Below are 15,596 nucleotides of genomic sequence, written 5' to 3' on the forward strand. Positions count from 1 at the left end.
GTTGTAGTTAGTCTGGGGGGTCAGATCGATGCTGCGGCGTCGGCATCCATCTCGTCCGACTCGGCAAACGCGCCGGCATGGATGTAGCCGCGGGCGATGAACAGCAGGTGCACCAGCATCAGCACGAAGCCCACCGGCATCGCGGCATAGATGTAGGAGATCGGGATGTCGGTGGCCGCGGTGGTCTGGAAGCGCGTGGCGTACACATACTGCGACGAGGCCAGCGCCATCACCACGAAGAACAGCGCCAGCCCCAGCACGATCAGCCGGCGCAGCATGCGCGCGCGCCGCGTGCCCACCACGCGGTGCAGGTTGTCGATGGCCACGTGGCCGCCGAAGCGCAGCACCAGGCCCGCGCCGAGAAAGGTAACCCAGATCATCATGTGCCGGGCCACCTCTTCGGCCCAGACGATGGAGTCGCCCGTGGTGTAGCGCAGCACCACGTTGGCGAACACGATGCAGGCCATGGCCAGCAGCAGCACGATCAGCAGCCAGCGGTTGCTGGCCACCAGGGCGCGTTCGATTCGGTCAAGCATAGTCGAGCGTTTGGCGTTGAGCGTTTTGCGACAAAGCCCTTACGCTCCACGCAAAGCACCCAACGCACAACTGGTAGTTACTTGGCGTTGGCGATGGTGTCCAGCGTCTTCTGGCCGAACTTCTTCGCGTACTCCTTGTACGCCGGCTCCAGCGCCGCGCGGAACGCGGCCTGGTCCACCTTCTCGACCACCTGCATGCCGTTGGCCTTGGCCTCCTCGACACCCTTCTTCTCGACCGCGTCGACGAAGGCGCGCGAGGCCAGCGCGCCCTTCTTCGCGCCCTCGGTGAAGGCCGCCTTCTGGCTGTCGCTCAGCGTGTTCCAGAAATTGGGCGACACCAGCAGCGCCACCGGCGCATAGACGTGGGCGGTCAGCGTCAGGTACTTCTGCACCTGCCACAGCTTGGCCGACGCCAGCACCGAGACCGGGTTCTCCTGGCCGTCGATCGTGCCCTGCTGCAGTGCGCCGATCACCTCGGGCCAGGACATGGGCGTGGGCGATGCGCCCAGCGTGCGGAAGGCGGTGATGTGCACCGGGTTCTCGGTCACGCGGATCTTCAGGCCCTTGAGGTCGGCCACGCCGTTGACCGGATGCTTGTTGTTCGTCAGGTGGCGAAAGCCCTGCTCGCCCCAGGCCAGCGCCACCAGGCCGCGCTTGCCGAACTTGGCCAGCAGCTCCTGGCCGAAGGCGCCGTCGAGCACATGGCGGGCATGCTGCGTGTCGCGGAACAGGAAGGGAATGTCCACCACGCCCACGTCGGGCACGAAGTTGCTCAACGCGCCGGTGGAGACGATGGCGGCCTCCACCGTGCCCAGCTGCAGGCCCTCGACCAGCTCGCGCTCGCCGCCCAGCGCCGACGAGGGGAACTGCTTGAACTTGAGCGCGCCGTTGCTGGCCTTCTCCACCGAGTCGGCCCAGGCCTGGGCGGCGGCGCCGTAGTGCGAGTTCACGGCCAGCGCGTAGCCGATCTTGACTTCCTTGGCCTGGGCGAAGGCGGCGCCGGCAGCCAGCGCGGCGGCGGTTGCCACGGTGGTGGCGAAAAAGGTGCGGCGGATCATGCGCATTGCGGGTCTCTCTTTCATGTTTTTGGAACGCAAAAATTGTAGTGACCGGCCGCCTGGGGTTATCCCCCGGGTGGCAATCGTCTTATGCGCAATGACACATCGCGTTTGGCGATGGCGGGGCAGGCGGCGGGCCGCCTGCTATGCGCCATCAGCGCCGCGTGGCGAGCTGGGGCGGCAGCAGCCCCTTGATGGTCTCCAGCAGGCGCAGCGAGTACTCCCTGGTGGGGGCCTGCGCGCACTGGACGGGATGGTAGATCGTGTAGTCCACCGAGTTCTCGATGTCCAGCATCTCCACTTGCCACATGCATTTGGACTTGTCTTCCTGGCCCTTCACATGCATAAGCGCGGTCGGCATGCCAAGAAACAGGCCTTGTATCGACGAGCCCGGCATGCACGATCTCGCTCCCCGCGCCCTTTTCATCAGGATCTTGCCCATCAGCATCGCTCCCAGCGGCGTCTGGTACACGGCTATCGCCCTGCTGTCGTCGTCTATGGTGTACCCGATGATGGATTCCGGCTTCTCGAACGCATATTTCTTTGCCACCTTTTGAATTTGCCGGGGGCTTTTGCCGATGATCCCTGTGGGGTCGATGATGAACATGTCTGGAATGACTGCGTCATTCCACTGCAGATCGGTGGTTTTCTTGTAATCGCCTGATATCTCGATCAAATCCTTTCCTGGGCAGTCATATAGCTCGGCAAGCGCATGGGTGGAGAAGACTGCTGAAAAAAAGCAAAGAATATGGGTTTTGTTTAAAGCGGCCATTTTATGATTCCTCCCAGTGGATTGCAGGTTGTTGCCTTGCTGTTCTCTATGTATACTTTTCTCTTCGAGGCGGGAGATATGGCGTAATGGTGCCCAAAGACCATTATTTTGCTGGCATTTGGAAGGTAGTCCATGATCTCCGCTTCTCCAGCCCGGGCAAAGAAAATGAGGTGCCTGCTGGTAACCGCGTAAAGCTCTCTTGCCTCGCGTGTCAGTTCGGAGTATTTTTTGGAGTCAAGCCCGCTTTGGTAGGACCTGTAAAGTTGATAGCTTGAAGAGCCACCCACCCCGCCAATATTGGACTTTTGATAGACTCTGTTTTCCGCATACAGATAGTACGTTGGTGTTTTTGCTATGTCGGTGGTAAATGATTCGTTGACCCAATATCTTCTTTTTTCGGCATGGGTCTTTTCTGGAATGTTCAGGTACTTGTCTGGCATGCCTATGAGATTGAATAATTTCAATGCCGGCCGCAGCAAGCGGTAGCCGTCAACCTCAAGCATGTTGCATGCTCTGCTGAATGCGTCAAAGGATTGGGCGGGTGCGGACAAGCCAAGAATGCCCAGAGCCAGAACTGTCTTTTTGATCGTGTTCATTGTTTCCTCCCTCATTCCCGTTAGTCCTCTATGGCGTTTGCGTAGTCGTCTGCTGCCTTGGGGTCTATTTCCTTGATTTTTAAATATAATTCCCTGGCCCTGTTGGTCACGATCTCGCGGGTGCGCTCATCTAGATGATTGATGTTCGTGTACTTTTCCTCCCTGACCTTATCGAAGAAGATTTGATTTTCGGGGCGAGAGATGTAATCTGGATTGAAGGTGTTGATCCGTGATCGAGGTTTTGCAAAGTCGTGGCTTTCGGAGCAGGTCATTCCACAAGGCCAGTTGGGGGGCGGCTGGCGCGGGATGTTGGTGGGAGGCTGATTGTTGGGCCACACTGTTATCGGAGGAGATTTAATCCCGGGTGGAAGTGGCTTGTTGCTGTCTTGTGGCGGCCATGTGTTGACATCAACATTGGTGATGGGGATGCCATGGCCGAAATATAGGTTTTTGGGGGAGTTTGCAAGCTCTTCCAGGGAACCATCCATTTTCTTCACATAGACATGCACCCAATGCCATTTGCTGTGGTCGCCGGTTCCAATCAACGCCACTTTGGCAACAGAATATATGTGTGAATATCCGTGTGCCGAAGTGCTGCTGTTGCAGGCTACCCTTACTGCATCTTCTCTTGGCTGGTTCGCAGTCACTGTTGCAATGATGTGGCCGTCATCTCTTTTGATGACTACTTCCGGTTGGAAATCTGGATTCTCGCTCAGGCATGCCCAGCCGGACATATTTCCATAGGTTATGACATCTGAGTAGCCCGCAGCACCCGCTGAAAGATGAGCGAATAGCAGCGGCAGTGCTGCCATGCACGATCTGATTTCATGTTTTTTCATGATCTTCCTCCCTCCGCATGGATGAAAAATGACTCTAAAAATGAAATATGAACAGTGTGGATGGCTTGTTATTTTTGACAGTTTTGTGAAAATTCGCGCATATTTCATGAGTATCACGATAGCAATTGATTGTTGGTGCTATCGATGATTTATAAATAATAGCTTTCATTTATTTTTTGGCGGGCATTAACCGCATTGCCAGTGCGGCGTATCATTGACTTTTCCCTCTGCGAACCACCCCCGCCATGCGCATTTTGCTGATCGAAGACGAACTGGAGATGGCTGCCTGGCTGGTGCGCGCGCTCAGGCAATCGGGCATGACCGCGGAGCATGCGGCCGATGCGCGGCTGGGCCGTTCGATGGCGCAGAACGCCGAGTTCGACGTGGTGGTGCTCGACCTGCAACTGCCCGACCAGCACGGCTTCGACTGGGTGAGCGAGATGCGCGCGCAGGGGCTGCGCACGCCCATCCTGATCCTGACCGCGCAGGGCGCGCTGCAAGACCGCGTCGAAGGCCTGCACCGCGGCGCCGACGACTACCTGACCAAACCCTTCGAGCTGCCCGAGCTGGAGGCGCGGCTGGCCGCGCTGCAGCGCCGCAGCCAGGGCCGCGCGCAGGCCATGGTCGAGTGCGGTTCGCTGCGCTTCGACAGCAACCACCAGACGTTCTGGCTGGGCAGCGAGCTGCTGGCGCTGACGCCGCGCGAGCATGCCGCGCTGGAGGCGCTGCTGGCCCGCGCCGGCGCGCCGGTGGGCAAGGCGCGGCTGGCGGCGCGGGTGTTTCCGCAGGACAGCACGGCCGGGCCCGACGCGATCGAGCAGGTGCTGCACCGCGTGCGCCGCAAGCTCGCGGGCAGCGATGTGCACATCGTCACCGTGCGCGGCCTGGGCTACATGCTGGAGTCCGCGCCCGATGCCGCGTAGCCGGCTCGGCGCGGCCCTGGGCCTGCGCGCCCGGCTGCTGCTGGTGCTGGCGCCGGTGCTGGCGGTGCTCTTCGTCTTCGACAGCTGGAACGACACCCGCACGCTGGGCCAGGAGCTGGAGAAGGCCTACGACCAGAGCCTGATGGAGCCGCTGCAGGCGCTGGTGGACCGCGTGGTCTGGGACGAGCAGGGCCGCGTGGATGTGACCGACGTGGTGCACATCATGTCCATGCTCGAATCCCTGGGCAGCTCCAACCAGTACCTGCGGGTGGAGCTGCGCTCGCTGGATGGCCATGTGCGGCGCGTGCTGCTGGGGCCGCAGGCCTTTCCCGAGCCGCCGCAGCAGAAAGCGGGCGGCTCGATCTGGCAGGCCAGCGATGGCACCGAGGTGTTCTACAACGCCGGCTACCACCAGCGTTCGCTGCGGGTGGCGGCCCAGCTGCACGAGTCGCTGGACCGCGAGGGCACGCGCTGGCGGCTGCTGGTGCAGGCGGCCCGGGGCACGCGCGCCATCGATGCGGCCAAGCGCGACCTGCTGTGGCAGACCCTGTGGCGCGATGCGCGCACCCTGCTGGCGCTGGTGGCGGTGGTGTGGCTGGGTGTGGGCTGGGGCCTGCAGCCGTTGCGCGCACTGCGGCGCAGGGTGCAGCAGCGTGCGCCGCACGACCTGCGGCCGCTGGCCGCGGAGCTCACGCCGGGCGAGGTCGCGCCCCTGGTCGAGGCGCTGAACCAGCACCTGGCGCAGCAGCGGCAGGCGCTGGAGGCGCAGCGCCGCTTCCTGGCCGATGCCTCGCACCAGCTGCGCACGCCGCTGGCCATTTTGCACACCCAGGCGGGCTATGCGCTGCGCGAGCCCGACCAGGCCGAGGTGCGCCGCACGCTGCAGGGCATGCTGCAGCAGCTGCAGCACAGCCGGCGGGTGTGCGAGCAGCTGCTGGCGCTGGCCCAGGTGCACCAGGAGGCGCAGGGCCCGCAGCCGGGCGCGCAGGCGCCGCGCTGCGACGCGAACGCGGTGGCCCGCGAGGTGGTGATCCAGTACCTGCCGCTGGCGCGCGGGCGGCACATCGACCTGGGTTGGTGCGATGCGCGCGGCAGCGATGCCGACGACGAGGCCACCGATGTGGCGCCGGTGCAGGCCGTGGCCGAGGCCTTGCACGAGGCCATCGCCAACCTGGTGCACAACGCGATCGTCTACACGCCGGCGCAGGGCCGGGTCAGCGTTTCGGTGCGGCTGCTGCAGCGGCACTGCGAGGTCTGGGTGCAGGACAGCGGGCCCGGCATCGCGCCCGCCGACCGGGCGCGGGTCTTCGAGCGCTTCGAGCGCCTGGCCGAGCGGCGCGGCGCGGCGCCGCCGGTGCCCGGATCGGGCCTGGGCCTGTCGATCGCACAGGCGCTGGTGCAACGCATGGGCGGGCAGATCGAGCTGCACGATGGCGAGGATGGCGCGGGGCTGGCCGCCTGTGTGCGGCTGCCTTTGGCGCCGGGCCCATAGGGCCCGCAAACCCCGCACAGACCCGGTGTCTGCGCTACGTAGATATACGTATTTTGAAACCCGCCGCAACGTTTGGAAGCTGTTTGGCAGCTTGGCTTTCTAGACTTGGTTCATCCATTTCAGGAGGCAAGCATGCATTCATTGCACCCACGCGGGAGGCCGTCATGAGCCAGCCCAAATTCAACAAGGACTACTACGGCGGCGCGCTGATGATCATCGTCGGCGCCAGCGCCGCCTATGCCTCGCAGGGCTACCATGTCGGCACGCTGGCGCACATGGGGCCGGGCTACTTTCCCTGCGCGGTGGGCGTGCTGCTCGCATTGTGCGGGCTGTTGCTGGCGCTCACCGCCAAGAAGAAGCCCAACGGCAAGCAGGATGCGGCGCTCGTGGGGCACAACCATGACATACCGGATTTCCGCGGCGCGGCCTGCATCATCCTGGGCACGGTGGCCTTCTATTTCCTGGGCGAGTATTGCGGCCTGCTGCCGGCCACTTTCGCGATCGTGTTCATCTGCGCGCTGGGCGACCGCAGCAACACCGTGTGGCAGGCGCTGCTGCTGTCGGCCGCGATGATGGTCGTCGCGGTGGTGATCTTCTGGTGGGCGCTGCAGGTGCAGATGCCGCTGGTCAAGTGGGGAGGCTGACATGCAGCAATCTTTGCAAGACTTGTGGTTCGGCTTCGGCGTGGCCTTCCAGGGCCACAACCTGATGTGGTCGTTCTTCGGCGTGCTGGTGGGCAACCTGATCGGCGTGCTGCCCGGCATGGGCGCGCTGTCGGCGATCTCCATCCTGCTGCCGCTCACCTACACCATGCACCCGGTGCCGGCGATCCTGATGCTGGCCGGCATCTTCTACGGCTCGCAGTACGGCGGCGCGATTGGCGCGATCTTGCTGAACCTGCCCTCGCACCCGCCGCATGCGGTGACCTGCCTGGACGGCTACCCGATGACCAAGAAGGGCAAGGGCGGCACCGCGCTGGGCATCACCATGATCTGCTCGTTCTTCGCGGCTTCGGTGGGCATCATCGTGATGATCTTCGCATCGCCGCTGCTCACCGCGGTGGCCTTCAAGTTCGGCCCGGCGGAGCTGTTCTCGATCATGCTGCTGGGCTTGCTGGCGGGCTCGACCATGTCGCGCGGCTCGCCGGTCAAGGGCGTGGCCATGACGCTGTTCGGCCTGCTGTGCGGCGTGGTCGGCACCGATGTGAACAGCGGCGTCTTCCGCTTCGCGTTCGATATCCCCGACCTCAGCGACGGCCTGGAACTCGTGGCGGTGGCGATGGGCCTGTTCGGCATTGCCGACTTCCTGCTCAACGTCAACCGCATGAAGGCCATCACCGCCAACACCAAGATGCGCATCCGCGACATGCGTCCGTCGATGGCCGAGCTGAAGGAGGCCTTCTGGCCCATGGTGCGCGGCACCGGCGTGGGCACGCTGTTCGGCGCCATGCCCGGCACCGGCCCGACCATCACCACCTTCATCGCCTATGCGCTGGAGCAGAAGGTGTCGAAGACGCCCGAGAAGTTCGGCACCGGCGAGATCGCCGGGGTGGCCGCGCCCGAGGCATCGGCGCACTCGAAGACGCAGGTGGACTTCATTCCCACGATGAGCCTGGGCATTCCCGGCGACGCGGTGATGGCGCTGATCCTGGGCGCGCTGCTGATCCAGGGCATCCAGCCCGGCCCGCAGCTGATCACCGAGCATCCGGACATCTTCTGGGGCCTGATCGCCAGCTTCTGGATCGGCAACGTGATCCTGATGGTGCTCAACGTGCCGCTGATCGGCGTGTGGGTGAAGATGCTGCAGGTGCCCTACCGCTACCTGTTCCCGTCGGCCATGTTCTTCATCGCGGTGGGCGTGTTCACCACGCAAAACAGCCTGTTCCACATCTGGGAGGTGCTGGCCTTCGGCATCATCGGCGCGATCCTGATGGTGCTCGACTTCTCGGTGGCGCCGATCATGCTGGGCTTCGTGCTGGGCCCGATGATGGAGGAGAACTTCCGCCGCTCGCTGCTGCTGTCGCGCGGCGACATGATGGTCTTCCTGCAGCGCCCGATCAGCGCCACCTTCGTTGCCATCAGCGCGCTGCTGCTGCTGGGGGTGACCTGGTCGGCCTGGCGCAAGAGCCGCGTCAGGCGCCTGGAGGCCAAGGTGGATACCGCCGGGCTGGCCCCGGTGTCGGACGCCTGAGCTGCGGTGGCGAGCGCAAAGAATCCCCCCGCGCTTGCTCACAGCGTGTAGGCGCTGGCCCGGCGACAAGAAAGGGAGCGTGCGATGCACGCTCCCTTTTTCCTTTCAGAGCCGGCGCGGATCAGCGCTGCAGCTGGGCGAATTCGCGCTGCACTTCGGCGTGGGCCTGGCGCATGGCCGGCGAGGGTGGCGGGCCCATGCGGCTTGCGATCACCGCAGCGATCCAGGCCAGGATGAAGCCGGGGATGATTTCGTACAGGCCCAGCCAGCCGAACTGCTTCCACACCAGTACGGTGACGGCGCCGACGATGATGCCGGCCAGCGCGCCGCCGCGCGTCATGCCGCCCCAGAACAGCGACAGAATAATCACCGGGCCGAAGGCCGCACCGAAACCGGCCCAGGCATAGCTGACCATGCCCAGCACCTTGGCCTCGGGGTTGCTCGCGATGGCGATGGCGACCAGGGCCACCAGCAGTACCATGGCACGGCCCACCCACACCAGCTCGACCTGGCTGGCATTCTTGCGCAGGAAGGCGCGGTAGATGTCCTCGGTCAGCGCACTGGAGCACACTAGCAGCTGGCACGATAGCGTGCTCATCACGGCCGCCAGAATGGCTGCCAGCAGCGCGCCTGCGATCCAGGGGTTGAACAGCTGCTTGGTGATTTCCATGAACACCGTCTCGGCATTGGCGTTCACCGCGGCGGCGCCTTCGGGATGGGCCGAGAAGTAGGGAATGCCAACGAAGCCCACGGCCACGGCGCCAGCCAGGCACAGGATCATCCAGGTCATGCTGATGCGGCGTGCCGAAGGAATGGTCTGCACCGACGAGGCCGCCATGAAACGCACCAGGATGTGCGGCTGGCCGAAGTAGCCCAGGCCCCAGGCCAGCAGCGAGACGATGCCCGCAAAGCTGGCGCCACGCAGCAGGTCGAACTTCTCGGCCGCGACGATGGCATGCAGGTCCTGTCCCGGCTGCAGCTGGCCTTGCACGGCCAGCCAGGCGATCACGGGCGCCAGGATCAGCGCGGTAATCATCATCGAGGCCTGGATGGTGTCCGTCCAGCTCACGGCCAGAAAGCCGCCAATCAGCACATAGGCGATGGTGCAGGCCGCGCCCACCCACAGTGCCGTGGAATATGGCATGCCGAACATGTTCTCGAACAGGCGCGCGCCCGCCACCACGCCCGAGGCGCAGTACAGGGTGAAGAACACCAGGATCACCAGCGCGGTAACGATGCGTAGCAGGTTGGCGCGGTCCTCGAAGCGGTTGGCGAGGTAGTCGGGCAGCGTCAGCGCATTGCCGGCGCGCTCGGTGTACAGGCGCAGTCTGCCGGCCACGAACAGCCAGTTGAGGTAGGCGCCGGTGACCAGCCCGATGGCGATCCAAGACTCGGAAAGGCCCGCAGCGTAGATGGCGCCGGGCAGGCCCATCAGCAGCCAGCCGCTCATGTCCGACGCGCCGGCCGACAGCGCGGTCACGAAGCTGCCCAGGCTGCGGCCGCCCAGGATGTAGTCGGAGAGATTCTTGGTGCTCAGGTAGCCGATGGCACCGATGCCCAGCATGGCGACCAGGTAGATGGCGAACATGATCGCCGTCGGGTCGTTCCAATTGAATTGCATGAAATATCCTTGCGTTGTGTCTATCTGTCGATGTGTGGGGCGCTGGTCGCTCGAGATTTGGATGTCGCGCTGCACCGAGGGGACTACCCCCTTCAGTAGGCAGGCGCGCAGCGACTCGATGGGTATTTCAGGCCATGGTCATCAGCTGCGCATTGCCGCCGGCGGCCGCGGTGTTGGTGCTGATCGATTGCTCGTGGCACAGCGCGGCCAGGTCGTAGCCGCGGCCGGCGTGCAGCTCGTCGCCGCTGCGCGCCTCGATGCGCACGATCGCGCCTTCGCGCGCCGCCACCCGCGCGGCAATCTGCAGCAGCGCGTCGCCATCGCCCTCGAACAGCAGCGCGGCCATGGGGGCGGCGGCATCGGCAAGCGTGTCGGCGCCAGCGCGCTGCAGCCATTGCGCGGCGCCCTCGTGCGCCAGCAGCGCCTGCCAGGCGGCGGCGCATTCGGCATCGCCTTCGGGCAGCACCACATGGCAGGGGTTGCCGCTGGCCAGCGCCGCTGCCGTCTGGGCCGTCAGGCCCAGCGGCGTGCGCGGCAGCGCCCAGACCGGGCCGCGCGGCAGCAGGCGGTAGCGGTTGGATTCGCCGGTGGGGCCGGGCAGCAGCTGGCTTGCGCCCAGGCGCGCGGCGGCCAGTGCCGCCTGGCACAGGGCCTGCGCCTGCGCAGACTGCTGCGCGCCTTGGGCGATCGCGCTCAGCAATTGCAGCGCCGGGTGGCCGCTGGCGTCGGTGCTGTCAAAGGCCGCCAGCGCCGCATTGGCCGGGCCGTGCACCAGGCGGTGCAGGTACAGCGGGCCGCCGGCCTTGGGGCCGGTACCCGACAGGCCCATGCCGCCGAAGGGCTGCACGCCGACCACCGCGCCGATCACGTTGCGGTTGACGTAGATGTTGCCCGCCTGCACGCGTTGCGTGAGGTGGGCGATGGTTTCGTCGATGCGGCTGTGCACGCCGAAAGTGAGGCCGTAGCCGGTGGCATTGATGCCGTCGACCAGTGCATCGAGCTGCTCGCGCTTGAAGCGGATCACGTGCAGCACCGGGCCGAAGACTTCGCGCTGCAGCCGCGTGGTGCTGTCGATCTCGATCAGTGCCGGCGCAACGTAGTGGCCGTTGAGCTGGCCGTCCTTGCGCTCCACGCGGGTCACCTTCTGGCCCGCCGCGGCCATGCGCTCGATGTGGGCCTCGATCTGGGCGCAGGCGGCCTCGTCGATCACCGGGCCCACATCGGTGCCCAGGCGGTCGGGGTTGCCCAGCGTCCATTCCTGCAGCGCATCGCGCAGCATGGCCAGCGTGCGGTCCGCCACGTCATCCTGAAGGCACAGCAGGCGCAGGGCCGAGCAGCGCTGGCCGGCCGAGTCGAAAGCCGAGGCCAGCACATCGGCCACCACCTGCTCGGTGAGGGCCGAGGAGTCCACCACCATCGCGTTCTGCCCGCCGGTCTCGGCGACCAGCGGAATCGGCCGGCCGGTGGGCGACAGGCGGCGCGAGAGCTGGCGCGCGATGGTGCGCGCGACTTCGGTGGAGCCGGTGAACATCACGCCGGCCACCTGCGGGTGCGAGACCAGCGCCGCGCCCACGCTCTCGCCGGTGCCGGGCACCAGTTGCAGCGCATCCTGCGGCACGCCGGCCTCGTGCAGGATGGCCACCATGGCGGCGGCCGTGAGCGGCGTCTGCTCGGCCGGTTTGGCCAGCACGGTGTTGCCCGCGGCCAGCGCCGCGGCCACCTGGCCGCAGAAGATGGCCAGCGGAAAGTTCCAGGGGCTGATGGCCAGCACCACGCCCAGCGGGCGCTGGGCCGCATTGTCGAAATGCGCGGCCATCTGCGCGCCGTAGTAGCGCAGAAAGTCCACCGCCTCGCGGATCTCGGCCACGGCGTTGGGCAGGGTCTTGCCGGCCTCGCGCATGATCAGGCCCATCAGCGGCTGGCTGCGCTGCTCCAGCAGATCGGCGGCGCGGGCCAGCGCGTCGGCGCGGGCGGCGGGCGGCGTGCCGGCCCAGATCGGCGCGGCCTGGGCGGCGCGCGTGGCGGCCGCAGCGGCCTCGGCTTCGGTGGCCTCGCGCACCCAGCCCACGATGTCGGCCAGCTCGGCCGGATTGCGCATGGCCTGCCAGCCTTCGGCCTGGGCCGGGTCGGCGGGCAGTTCGTAACCGGGCGGCGCCGCCAGGTAGGCCTGGCGCGTGCTGTAGAGCAGGGCCGCAGCCAGCGAGGCCAGCTGCTGCTCGTGCGCCAGGTTCATGCCCTGGGAGTTGGCGCGGGCCTCGCTGCCCTGGCCGGCGAACAGATCGGCCGGCAGCGCGATGCGCGGATGCGGCGCGCCCAGGCGGCCTTCCTGGCGCGCGATCTTCAGCGCCTCGTCCACCGGGTCGGCCACCAGCTCGGATACCGGCACCGAGGCATCGCCGATGCGGTTCACGAACGAGGTGTTGGCACCGTTCTCCAGCAGTCGCCGCACCAGGTAGGCCAGCAGCGTCTCGTGGCTGCCCACGGGCGCATAGATGCGGCAGGGGCGCGCCAGCTTGCCTTCGGCGGTGGGGCCGGTCACCTGCGCGTACAGCGGCTCGCCCATGCCGTGCAGGCACTGGAACTCGTACTGGCCGCTGTAGTAGCTGCCGCCCACGGCCTGGGCCAGGTGGTAGATGCTGGCCAGCGTCTGCGCGTTGTGCGTGGCGAACTGCGGGTAGACCGCATCGGGCGCGTCCAGCAGCTTGCGCGCGCAGGCCAGGTAGCTCACGTCGGTATAGACCTTGCGCGTATAGACCGGGTAGCCGGCCTGGCCGCCTTCCTGGGCGCGCTTGATCTCGCTGTCCCAATAGGCGCCCTTGACCAGGCGCACCATCAGGCGGCGGCGGCTGCGGCGTGCCAGGTCCACCAGGTAGTCCAGCACCTGCGGGCAGCGCTTCTGGTAGGCCTGCACCACGAAGCCTATGCCGTTCCAGCCCTTGAGCGAGGGCGCGGCGCACAGCGCCTCCAGCAGGTCCAGCGACAGCTCCAGCCGGTCGGCCTCCTCGGCGTCGATGTTCATGCCGATGTCGTAGCGCTTGGCCAGCTCGGCCAGGTGCAGCACGCGCGGCAGCAGCTCGGCCATCACGCGCTCGTACTGCGCGCGGCTGTAGCGCGGGTGCAGCGCCGACAGCTTGATCGAGATGCCCGGCCCGTCGAAGATGCCGCGCCCGGCCGAGGCCGCGCCGATGGCGTGGATGGCCTGCTCGTAGGCCTGCAGGTAACGCCGCGCATCGGCATCGGTGGCGGCGGCTTCGCCCAGCATGTCGTAGCTGTAGCGAAAGCCCTGCTTTTCATAGGCGCGGCTGTTGGCCAGCGCCTCGGCGATGTCCTGGCCGGTCACGAACTGCTCGCCCATGAGCTTCATGGCGCGGTGCACGCCCTGGCGGATCAGCGGCTCGCCACCCTTGCCGATCACGCGCGTCAGCGCCGACGACAGGCTTTTCTCGCTGCTGGTGGAGGTGAGCTTGCCGGTCAGCACCAGGCCCCAGGCAGCGGCGTTGACGAACAGCGAGGGCGAGCGGCCCACGTGGGCGCGCCAGTCGCCCTTGCTGATCTTGTCGCGGATCAGCGCATCGCGCGTGGCGCGGTCGGGAATGCGCAGCAGCGCCTCGGCCAGGCACATCAGGGCCACGCCTTCCTGGCTGGACAGCGAGAACTCCTGCACCAGCGCCGCCACACCGCTGCCGGCCGGCGCATCGCGCAGGCCCTGCACCAGCCGCGTGGCCAGCTCGCGCACCTTGCCGGCCTGCTCGGCGTCCTGGGCGCGGGCCAGCGGCAGCAGCACCGGCAGGCACTCGGGCTCGGGCCGGTGCCAGGCCGCGGTGATTGCGGCGCGCAGCGGCGTCTGCGGCAGGATGGATTGGGCGAAGACCAAAAAAGGTTGCGCCTCTTGCGCCGCATCGGGTTGCGCCTCTTCCTGCACCGCATCGTCGGCCGCGTCGTACATGCCGGCCAGGCGGATGCTGGTGGCGCCGCGCTCCAGCGCATCGACGTATTGCACGACAGCTTGCTTGATCAGCCAGTGGGGCGTGCGGCCCATTTGCTGCGCGGCGGTGCGGATGCGCTCGCGCAGCGCGTCGTCGACTTTGATGCCTATGGTGGTGGACATGGGAAAAGCGGTGGATTGGAGGAAAGGGGAATGGTTGAGGCGCAACCTCTCTTGGCGGTGAAATGTGACATGGGTTGCACCTTTTATTAATAAGGGTTAACCCTTTATTAAAAATGATGGCCCAAAAAAGCCCCTGGCGCGGGGCCAGGGGCTGGCGGGCTGGAGCGCTGGCCGCTCAGGTGGGCAGGAAGCCTTCTACCGACAGGTAGCGCTCGCCGGTGTCGTAGGCAAAGCCCAGCACCTTGGCGTTGGGCGGCAGCTCGGGCAGCTTTTGCGCAATCGCGGCCAGCGTGGCGCCCGACGAGATGCCCACCAGCAGGCCTTCCTCGCGGGCGGCGCGGCGCGCATATTCGCGGGCCGGCTCGGCATCGACCTGGATCACGCCGTCGAGCACCGTGGTGTCGAGGTTGCGCGGGATGAAGCCGGCGCCGATGCCCTGGATGGGGTGCGGGCCGGGCTGGCCGCCGGAGATCACCGGCGAGGCCAACGGCTCCACCGCGAACACCTTGAGCTGCGGGAATTTCGCCTTCAGCACATGGGCCACGCCCGAGAGGTGGCCGCCGGTGCCCACGCCGGTGATCAGCACATCCACGCCATCGGGGAAGTCGGCCAGGATTTCCTGCGCGGTGGTCTGCTCGTGCACCGCGGTGTTGGCGGGGTTTTCGAACTGCTGGGGAATCCAGGAGTTCGGCGTCTGCGCATGCAGCTCCTCGGCGCGGGCGATGGCGCCCTTCATGCCCTTTTCCTTGGGCGTGAGGTCGAAGCTGGCGCCATAGGCCAGCATCAGCCGGCGGCGCTCGATGGACATGCTCTCGGGCATCACCAGGATCAGCTTGTAGCCCTTGACGGCCGCGACCAGCGCCAGGCCCACGCCAGTGTTGCCGCTGGTGGGCTCGATGATGGTGCCGCCGGGCTGGAGCTTGCCGGACTTCTCGGCCTCCTCGACCATGGCCAGCGCGATGCGGTCCTTGATCGAGCCGCCGGGGTTGCCGCGCTCGGATTTGATCCACACCTGCGCGCCCGGGCCAAACAGCCGGTTGATGCGGATGTGCGGCGTGTTGCCGATGGTTTGCAGAATGTTGTCGACTTTCATGAAGGTCTCCAGCAAGGTGGGCGGATGGATGGAACGGCCCCCATTGTGGCGCAGTTGTTCGATCTGCCTGCTATATCGATATGCCCGCATGCTCCCGGCCGGGCTTGATGCAGCTCAAGGCCGGCCCCTCGCCAGCCGGAGCCTGCGCGGCGTGCTTTCATAATGGAGCCTTTTGCGAGGCCCCGGACATGAGTTTGCTGAACTTCAACATGCTTGCCGTCTCGCTGTGCTGCTTTTTGCTGATCGGCGGGTTCGCGATGCGCCAGCGGCGCTGGTCCGGCATCTGCATGCTGGCCGGCATGGCGGGGCTGATGGGCGTGATCCTCTACAACATCCGCTTTCTGTCGGCGCATTGAGGCTGGCGGCGG

Annotated in this window: 13 protein-coding genes; 5 read left to right on the top strand and 8 right to left on the bottom strand. The window is 66.0% G+C overall.

The features are described 5' to 3' along the window. Nucleotides 1–20: 20 nt before the first annotated feature. From ACODRX_RS20925 to ACODRX_RS20945, 5 genes are all read right to left on the bottom strand, one after another. A complete protein-coding gene (locus tag ACODRX_RS20925) occupies nt 21–536 on the bottom strand; it encodes a TRAP transporter small permease (RefSeq protein WP_488873469.1) in 516 nt (171 codons plus the stop codon). 77 nt (nt 537–613) lie between these two features. Next, on the bottom strand, nt 614–1,600 hold the full coding sequence (locus ACODRX_RS20930) for a TRAP transporter substrate-binding protein (protein ID WP_488873470.1): 987 nt from the start codon (nt 1,598–1,600) through the stop codon (nt 614–616). Between the two features lie 148 nt (nt 1,601–1,748). After that, nucleotides 1,749–2,366: a hypothetical protein gene (locus ACODRX_RS20935; protein ID WP_488873471.1), complete on the bottom strand. Its 618-nt coding sequence runs from the start codon at nt 2,364–2,366 to the stop codon at nt 1,749–1,751. Continuing rightward, nucleotides 2,354–2,962: a hypothetical protein gene (locus tag ACODRX_RS20940; protein ID WP_488873472.1), complete on the bottom strand. Its 609-nt coding sequence runs from the start codon at nt 2,960–2,962 to the stop codon at nt 2,354–2,356. The genes ACODRX_RS20935 and ACODRX_RS20940 overlap by 13 nt, the downstream gene beginning before the upstream one ends. A 20-nt stretch (nt 2,963–2,982) precedes the next feature. Further along, nucleotides 2,983–3,801 (bottom strand): hypothetical protein, encoded by an 819-nt coding sequence (locus ACODRX_RS20945; RefSeq protein ID WP_488873473.1) that lies wholly within the window; start codon nt 3,799–3,801, stop codon nt 2,983–2,985. A gap of 245 nt (nt 3,802–4,046) precedes the next feature. Here ACODRX_RS20945 and ACODRX_RS20950 point away from each other — a divergent pair, with 245 nt between their 5' ends. The 4 genes from ACODRX_RS20950 (at nt 4,047) to ACODRX_RS20965 (ending at nt 8,406) form a co-directional block, all read left to right on the top strand. Then, on the top strand, nt 4,047–4,724 hold the full coding sequence (locus tag ACODRX_RS20950; RefSeq protein WP_488873474.1) for a response regulator: 678 nt from the start codon (nt 4,047–4,049) through the stop codon (nt 4,722–4,724). Then, a complete protein-coding gene (locus ACODRX_RS20955) occupies nt 4,714–6,216 on the top strand; it encodes a sensor histidine kinase (RefSeq protein ID WP_488873475.1) in 1,503 nt (500 codons plus the stop codon). Before ACODRX_RS20950 ends, ACODRX_RS20955 begins: the two co-directional genes overlap by 11 nt. Before the next feature lie 164 nt (nt 6,217–6,380). Continuing rightward, nucleotides 6,381–6,860, top strand: coding sequence for a tripartite tricarboxylate transporter TctB family protein (locus tag ACODRX_RS20960; protein ID WP_488873476.1), 480 nt, complete (start codon nt 6,381–6,383; stop codon nt 6,858–6,860). Nucleotide 6,861: 1 nt separating this feature from the next. Continuing rightward, nucleotides 6,862–8,406, top strand: coding sequence for a tripartite tricarboxylate transporter permease (locus tag ACODRX_RS20965; RefSeq protein ID WP_488873477.1), 1,545 nt, complete (start codon nt 6,862–6,864; stop codon nt 8,404–8,406). A 121-nt stretch (nt 8,407–8,527) separates the two neighbouring features. Here the strand turns inward: ACODRX_RS20965 and putP are convergent, their stop codons facing one another. The 3 genes from putP to cysK all read right to left on the bottom strand — a co-directional run bounded on the left by putP (nt 8,528) and on the right by cysK (nt 15,228). Beyond that, nucleotides 8,528–10,027: a sodium/proline symporter PutP gene (putP, locus tag ACODRX_RS20970; protein WP_488873478.1), complete on the bottom strand. Its 1,500-nt coding sequence runs from the start codon at nt 10,025–10,027 to the stop codon at nt 8,528–8,530. 127 nt (nt 10,028–10,154) lie between these two features. Beyond that, entirely contained in the window at nt 10,155–14,135 is a 3,981-nt protein-coding gene (putA, locus tag ACODRX_RS20975) for a trifunctional transcriptional regulator/proline dehydrogenase/L-glutamate gamma-semialdehyde dehydrogenase (RefSeq protein ID WP_488873479.1), read from the bottom strand. 175 nt (nt 14,136–14,310) lie between these two features. Further along, the gene (gene cysK / locus ACODRX_RS20980; protein WP_488873480.1) at nt 14,311–15,228 is read right to left on the bottom strand and encodes a cysteine synthase A; all 918 of its coding nucleotides are present in this window, start codon (nt 15,226–15,228) and stop codon (nt 14,311–14,313) included. Nucleotides 15,229–15,416: 188 nt separating this feature from the next. Here cysK and ACODRX_RS20985 point away from each other — a divergent pair, with 188 nt between their 5' ends. After that, nucleotides 15,417–15,584 carry a hypothetical protein gene (locus tag ACODRX_RS20985; protein WP_488873481.1) on the top strand — a complete coding sequence of 56 codons (168 nt, stop codon included), beginning with the start codon at nt 15,417–15,419 and terminating at the stop codon, nt 15,582–15,584. The last annotated feature ends 12 nt before the right edge of the window (nt 15,585–15,596 follow it).

It is taken from the genome of Comamonas sp. FG99, assembly GCF_057808605.1.

Excerpts from the sequence above, each read along its gene's own strand:
- cysK (WP_488873480.1), bottom strand. The coding sequence starts at position 15,228 with ATGAAAGTCGACAACATTCTGCAAACCATCGGCAACACGCCGCACATC.
- ACODRX_RS20930 (WP_488873470.1), bottom strand. The coding sequence starts at position 1,600 with ATGCGCATGATCCGCCGCACCTTTTTCGCCACCACCGTGGCAACCGCC.
- ACODRX_RS20935 (WP_488873471.1), bottom strand. The coding sequence starts at position 2,366 with ATGGCCGCTTTAAACAAAACCCATATTCTTTGCTTTTTTTCAGCAGTC.
- ACODRX_RS20965 (WP_488873477.1), top strand. The coding sequence starts at position 6,862 with ATGCAGCAATCTTTGCAAGACTTGTGGTTCGGCTTCGGCGTGGCCTTC.
- ACODRX_RS20985 (WP_488873481.1), top strand. The coding sequence starts at position 15,417 with ATGAGTTTGCTGAACTTCAACATGCTTGCCGTCTCGCTGTGCTGCTTT.
- ACODRX_RS20955 (WP_488873475.1), top strand. The coding sequence starts at position 4,714 with ATGCCGCGTAGCCGGCTCGGCGCGGCCCTGGGCCTGCGCGCCCGGCTG.
- ACODRX_RS20950 (WP_488873474.1), top strand. The coding sequence starts at position 4,047 with ATGCGCATTTTGCTGATCGAAGACGAACTGGAGATGGCTGCCTGGCTG.
- putP (WP_488873478.1), bottom strand. The coding sequence starts at position 10,027 with ATGCAATTCAATTGGAACGACCCGACGGCGATCATGTTCGCCATCTAC.
- ACODRX_RS20960 (WP_488873476.1), top strand. The coding sequence starts at position 6,381 with ATGAGCCAGCCCAAATTCAACAAGGACTACTACGGCGGCGCGCTGATG.
- ACODRX_RS20940 (WP_488873472.1), bottom strand. The coding sequence starts at position 2,962 with ATGAACACGATCAAAAAGACAGTTCTGGCTCTGGGCATTCTTGGCTTG.
- putA (WP_488873479.1), bottom strand. The coding sequence starts at position 14,135 with ATGTCCACCACCATAGGCATCAAAGTCGACGACGCGCTGCGCGAGCGC.
- ACODRX_RS20945 (WP_488873473.1), bottom strand. The coding sequence starts at position 3,801 with ATGAAAAAACATGAAATCAGATCGTGCATGGCAGCACTGCCGCTGCTA.
- ACODRX_RS20925 (WP_488873469.1), bottom strand. The coding sequence starts at position 536 with ATGCTTGACCGAATCGAACGCGCCCTGGTGGCCAGCAACCGCTGGCTG.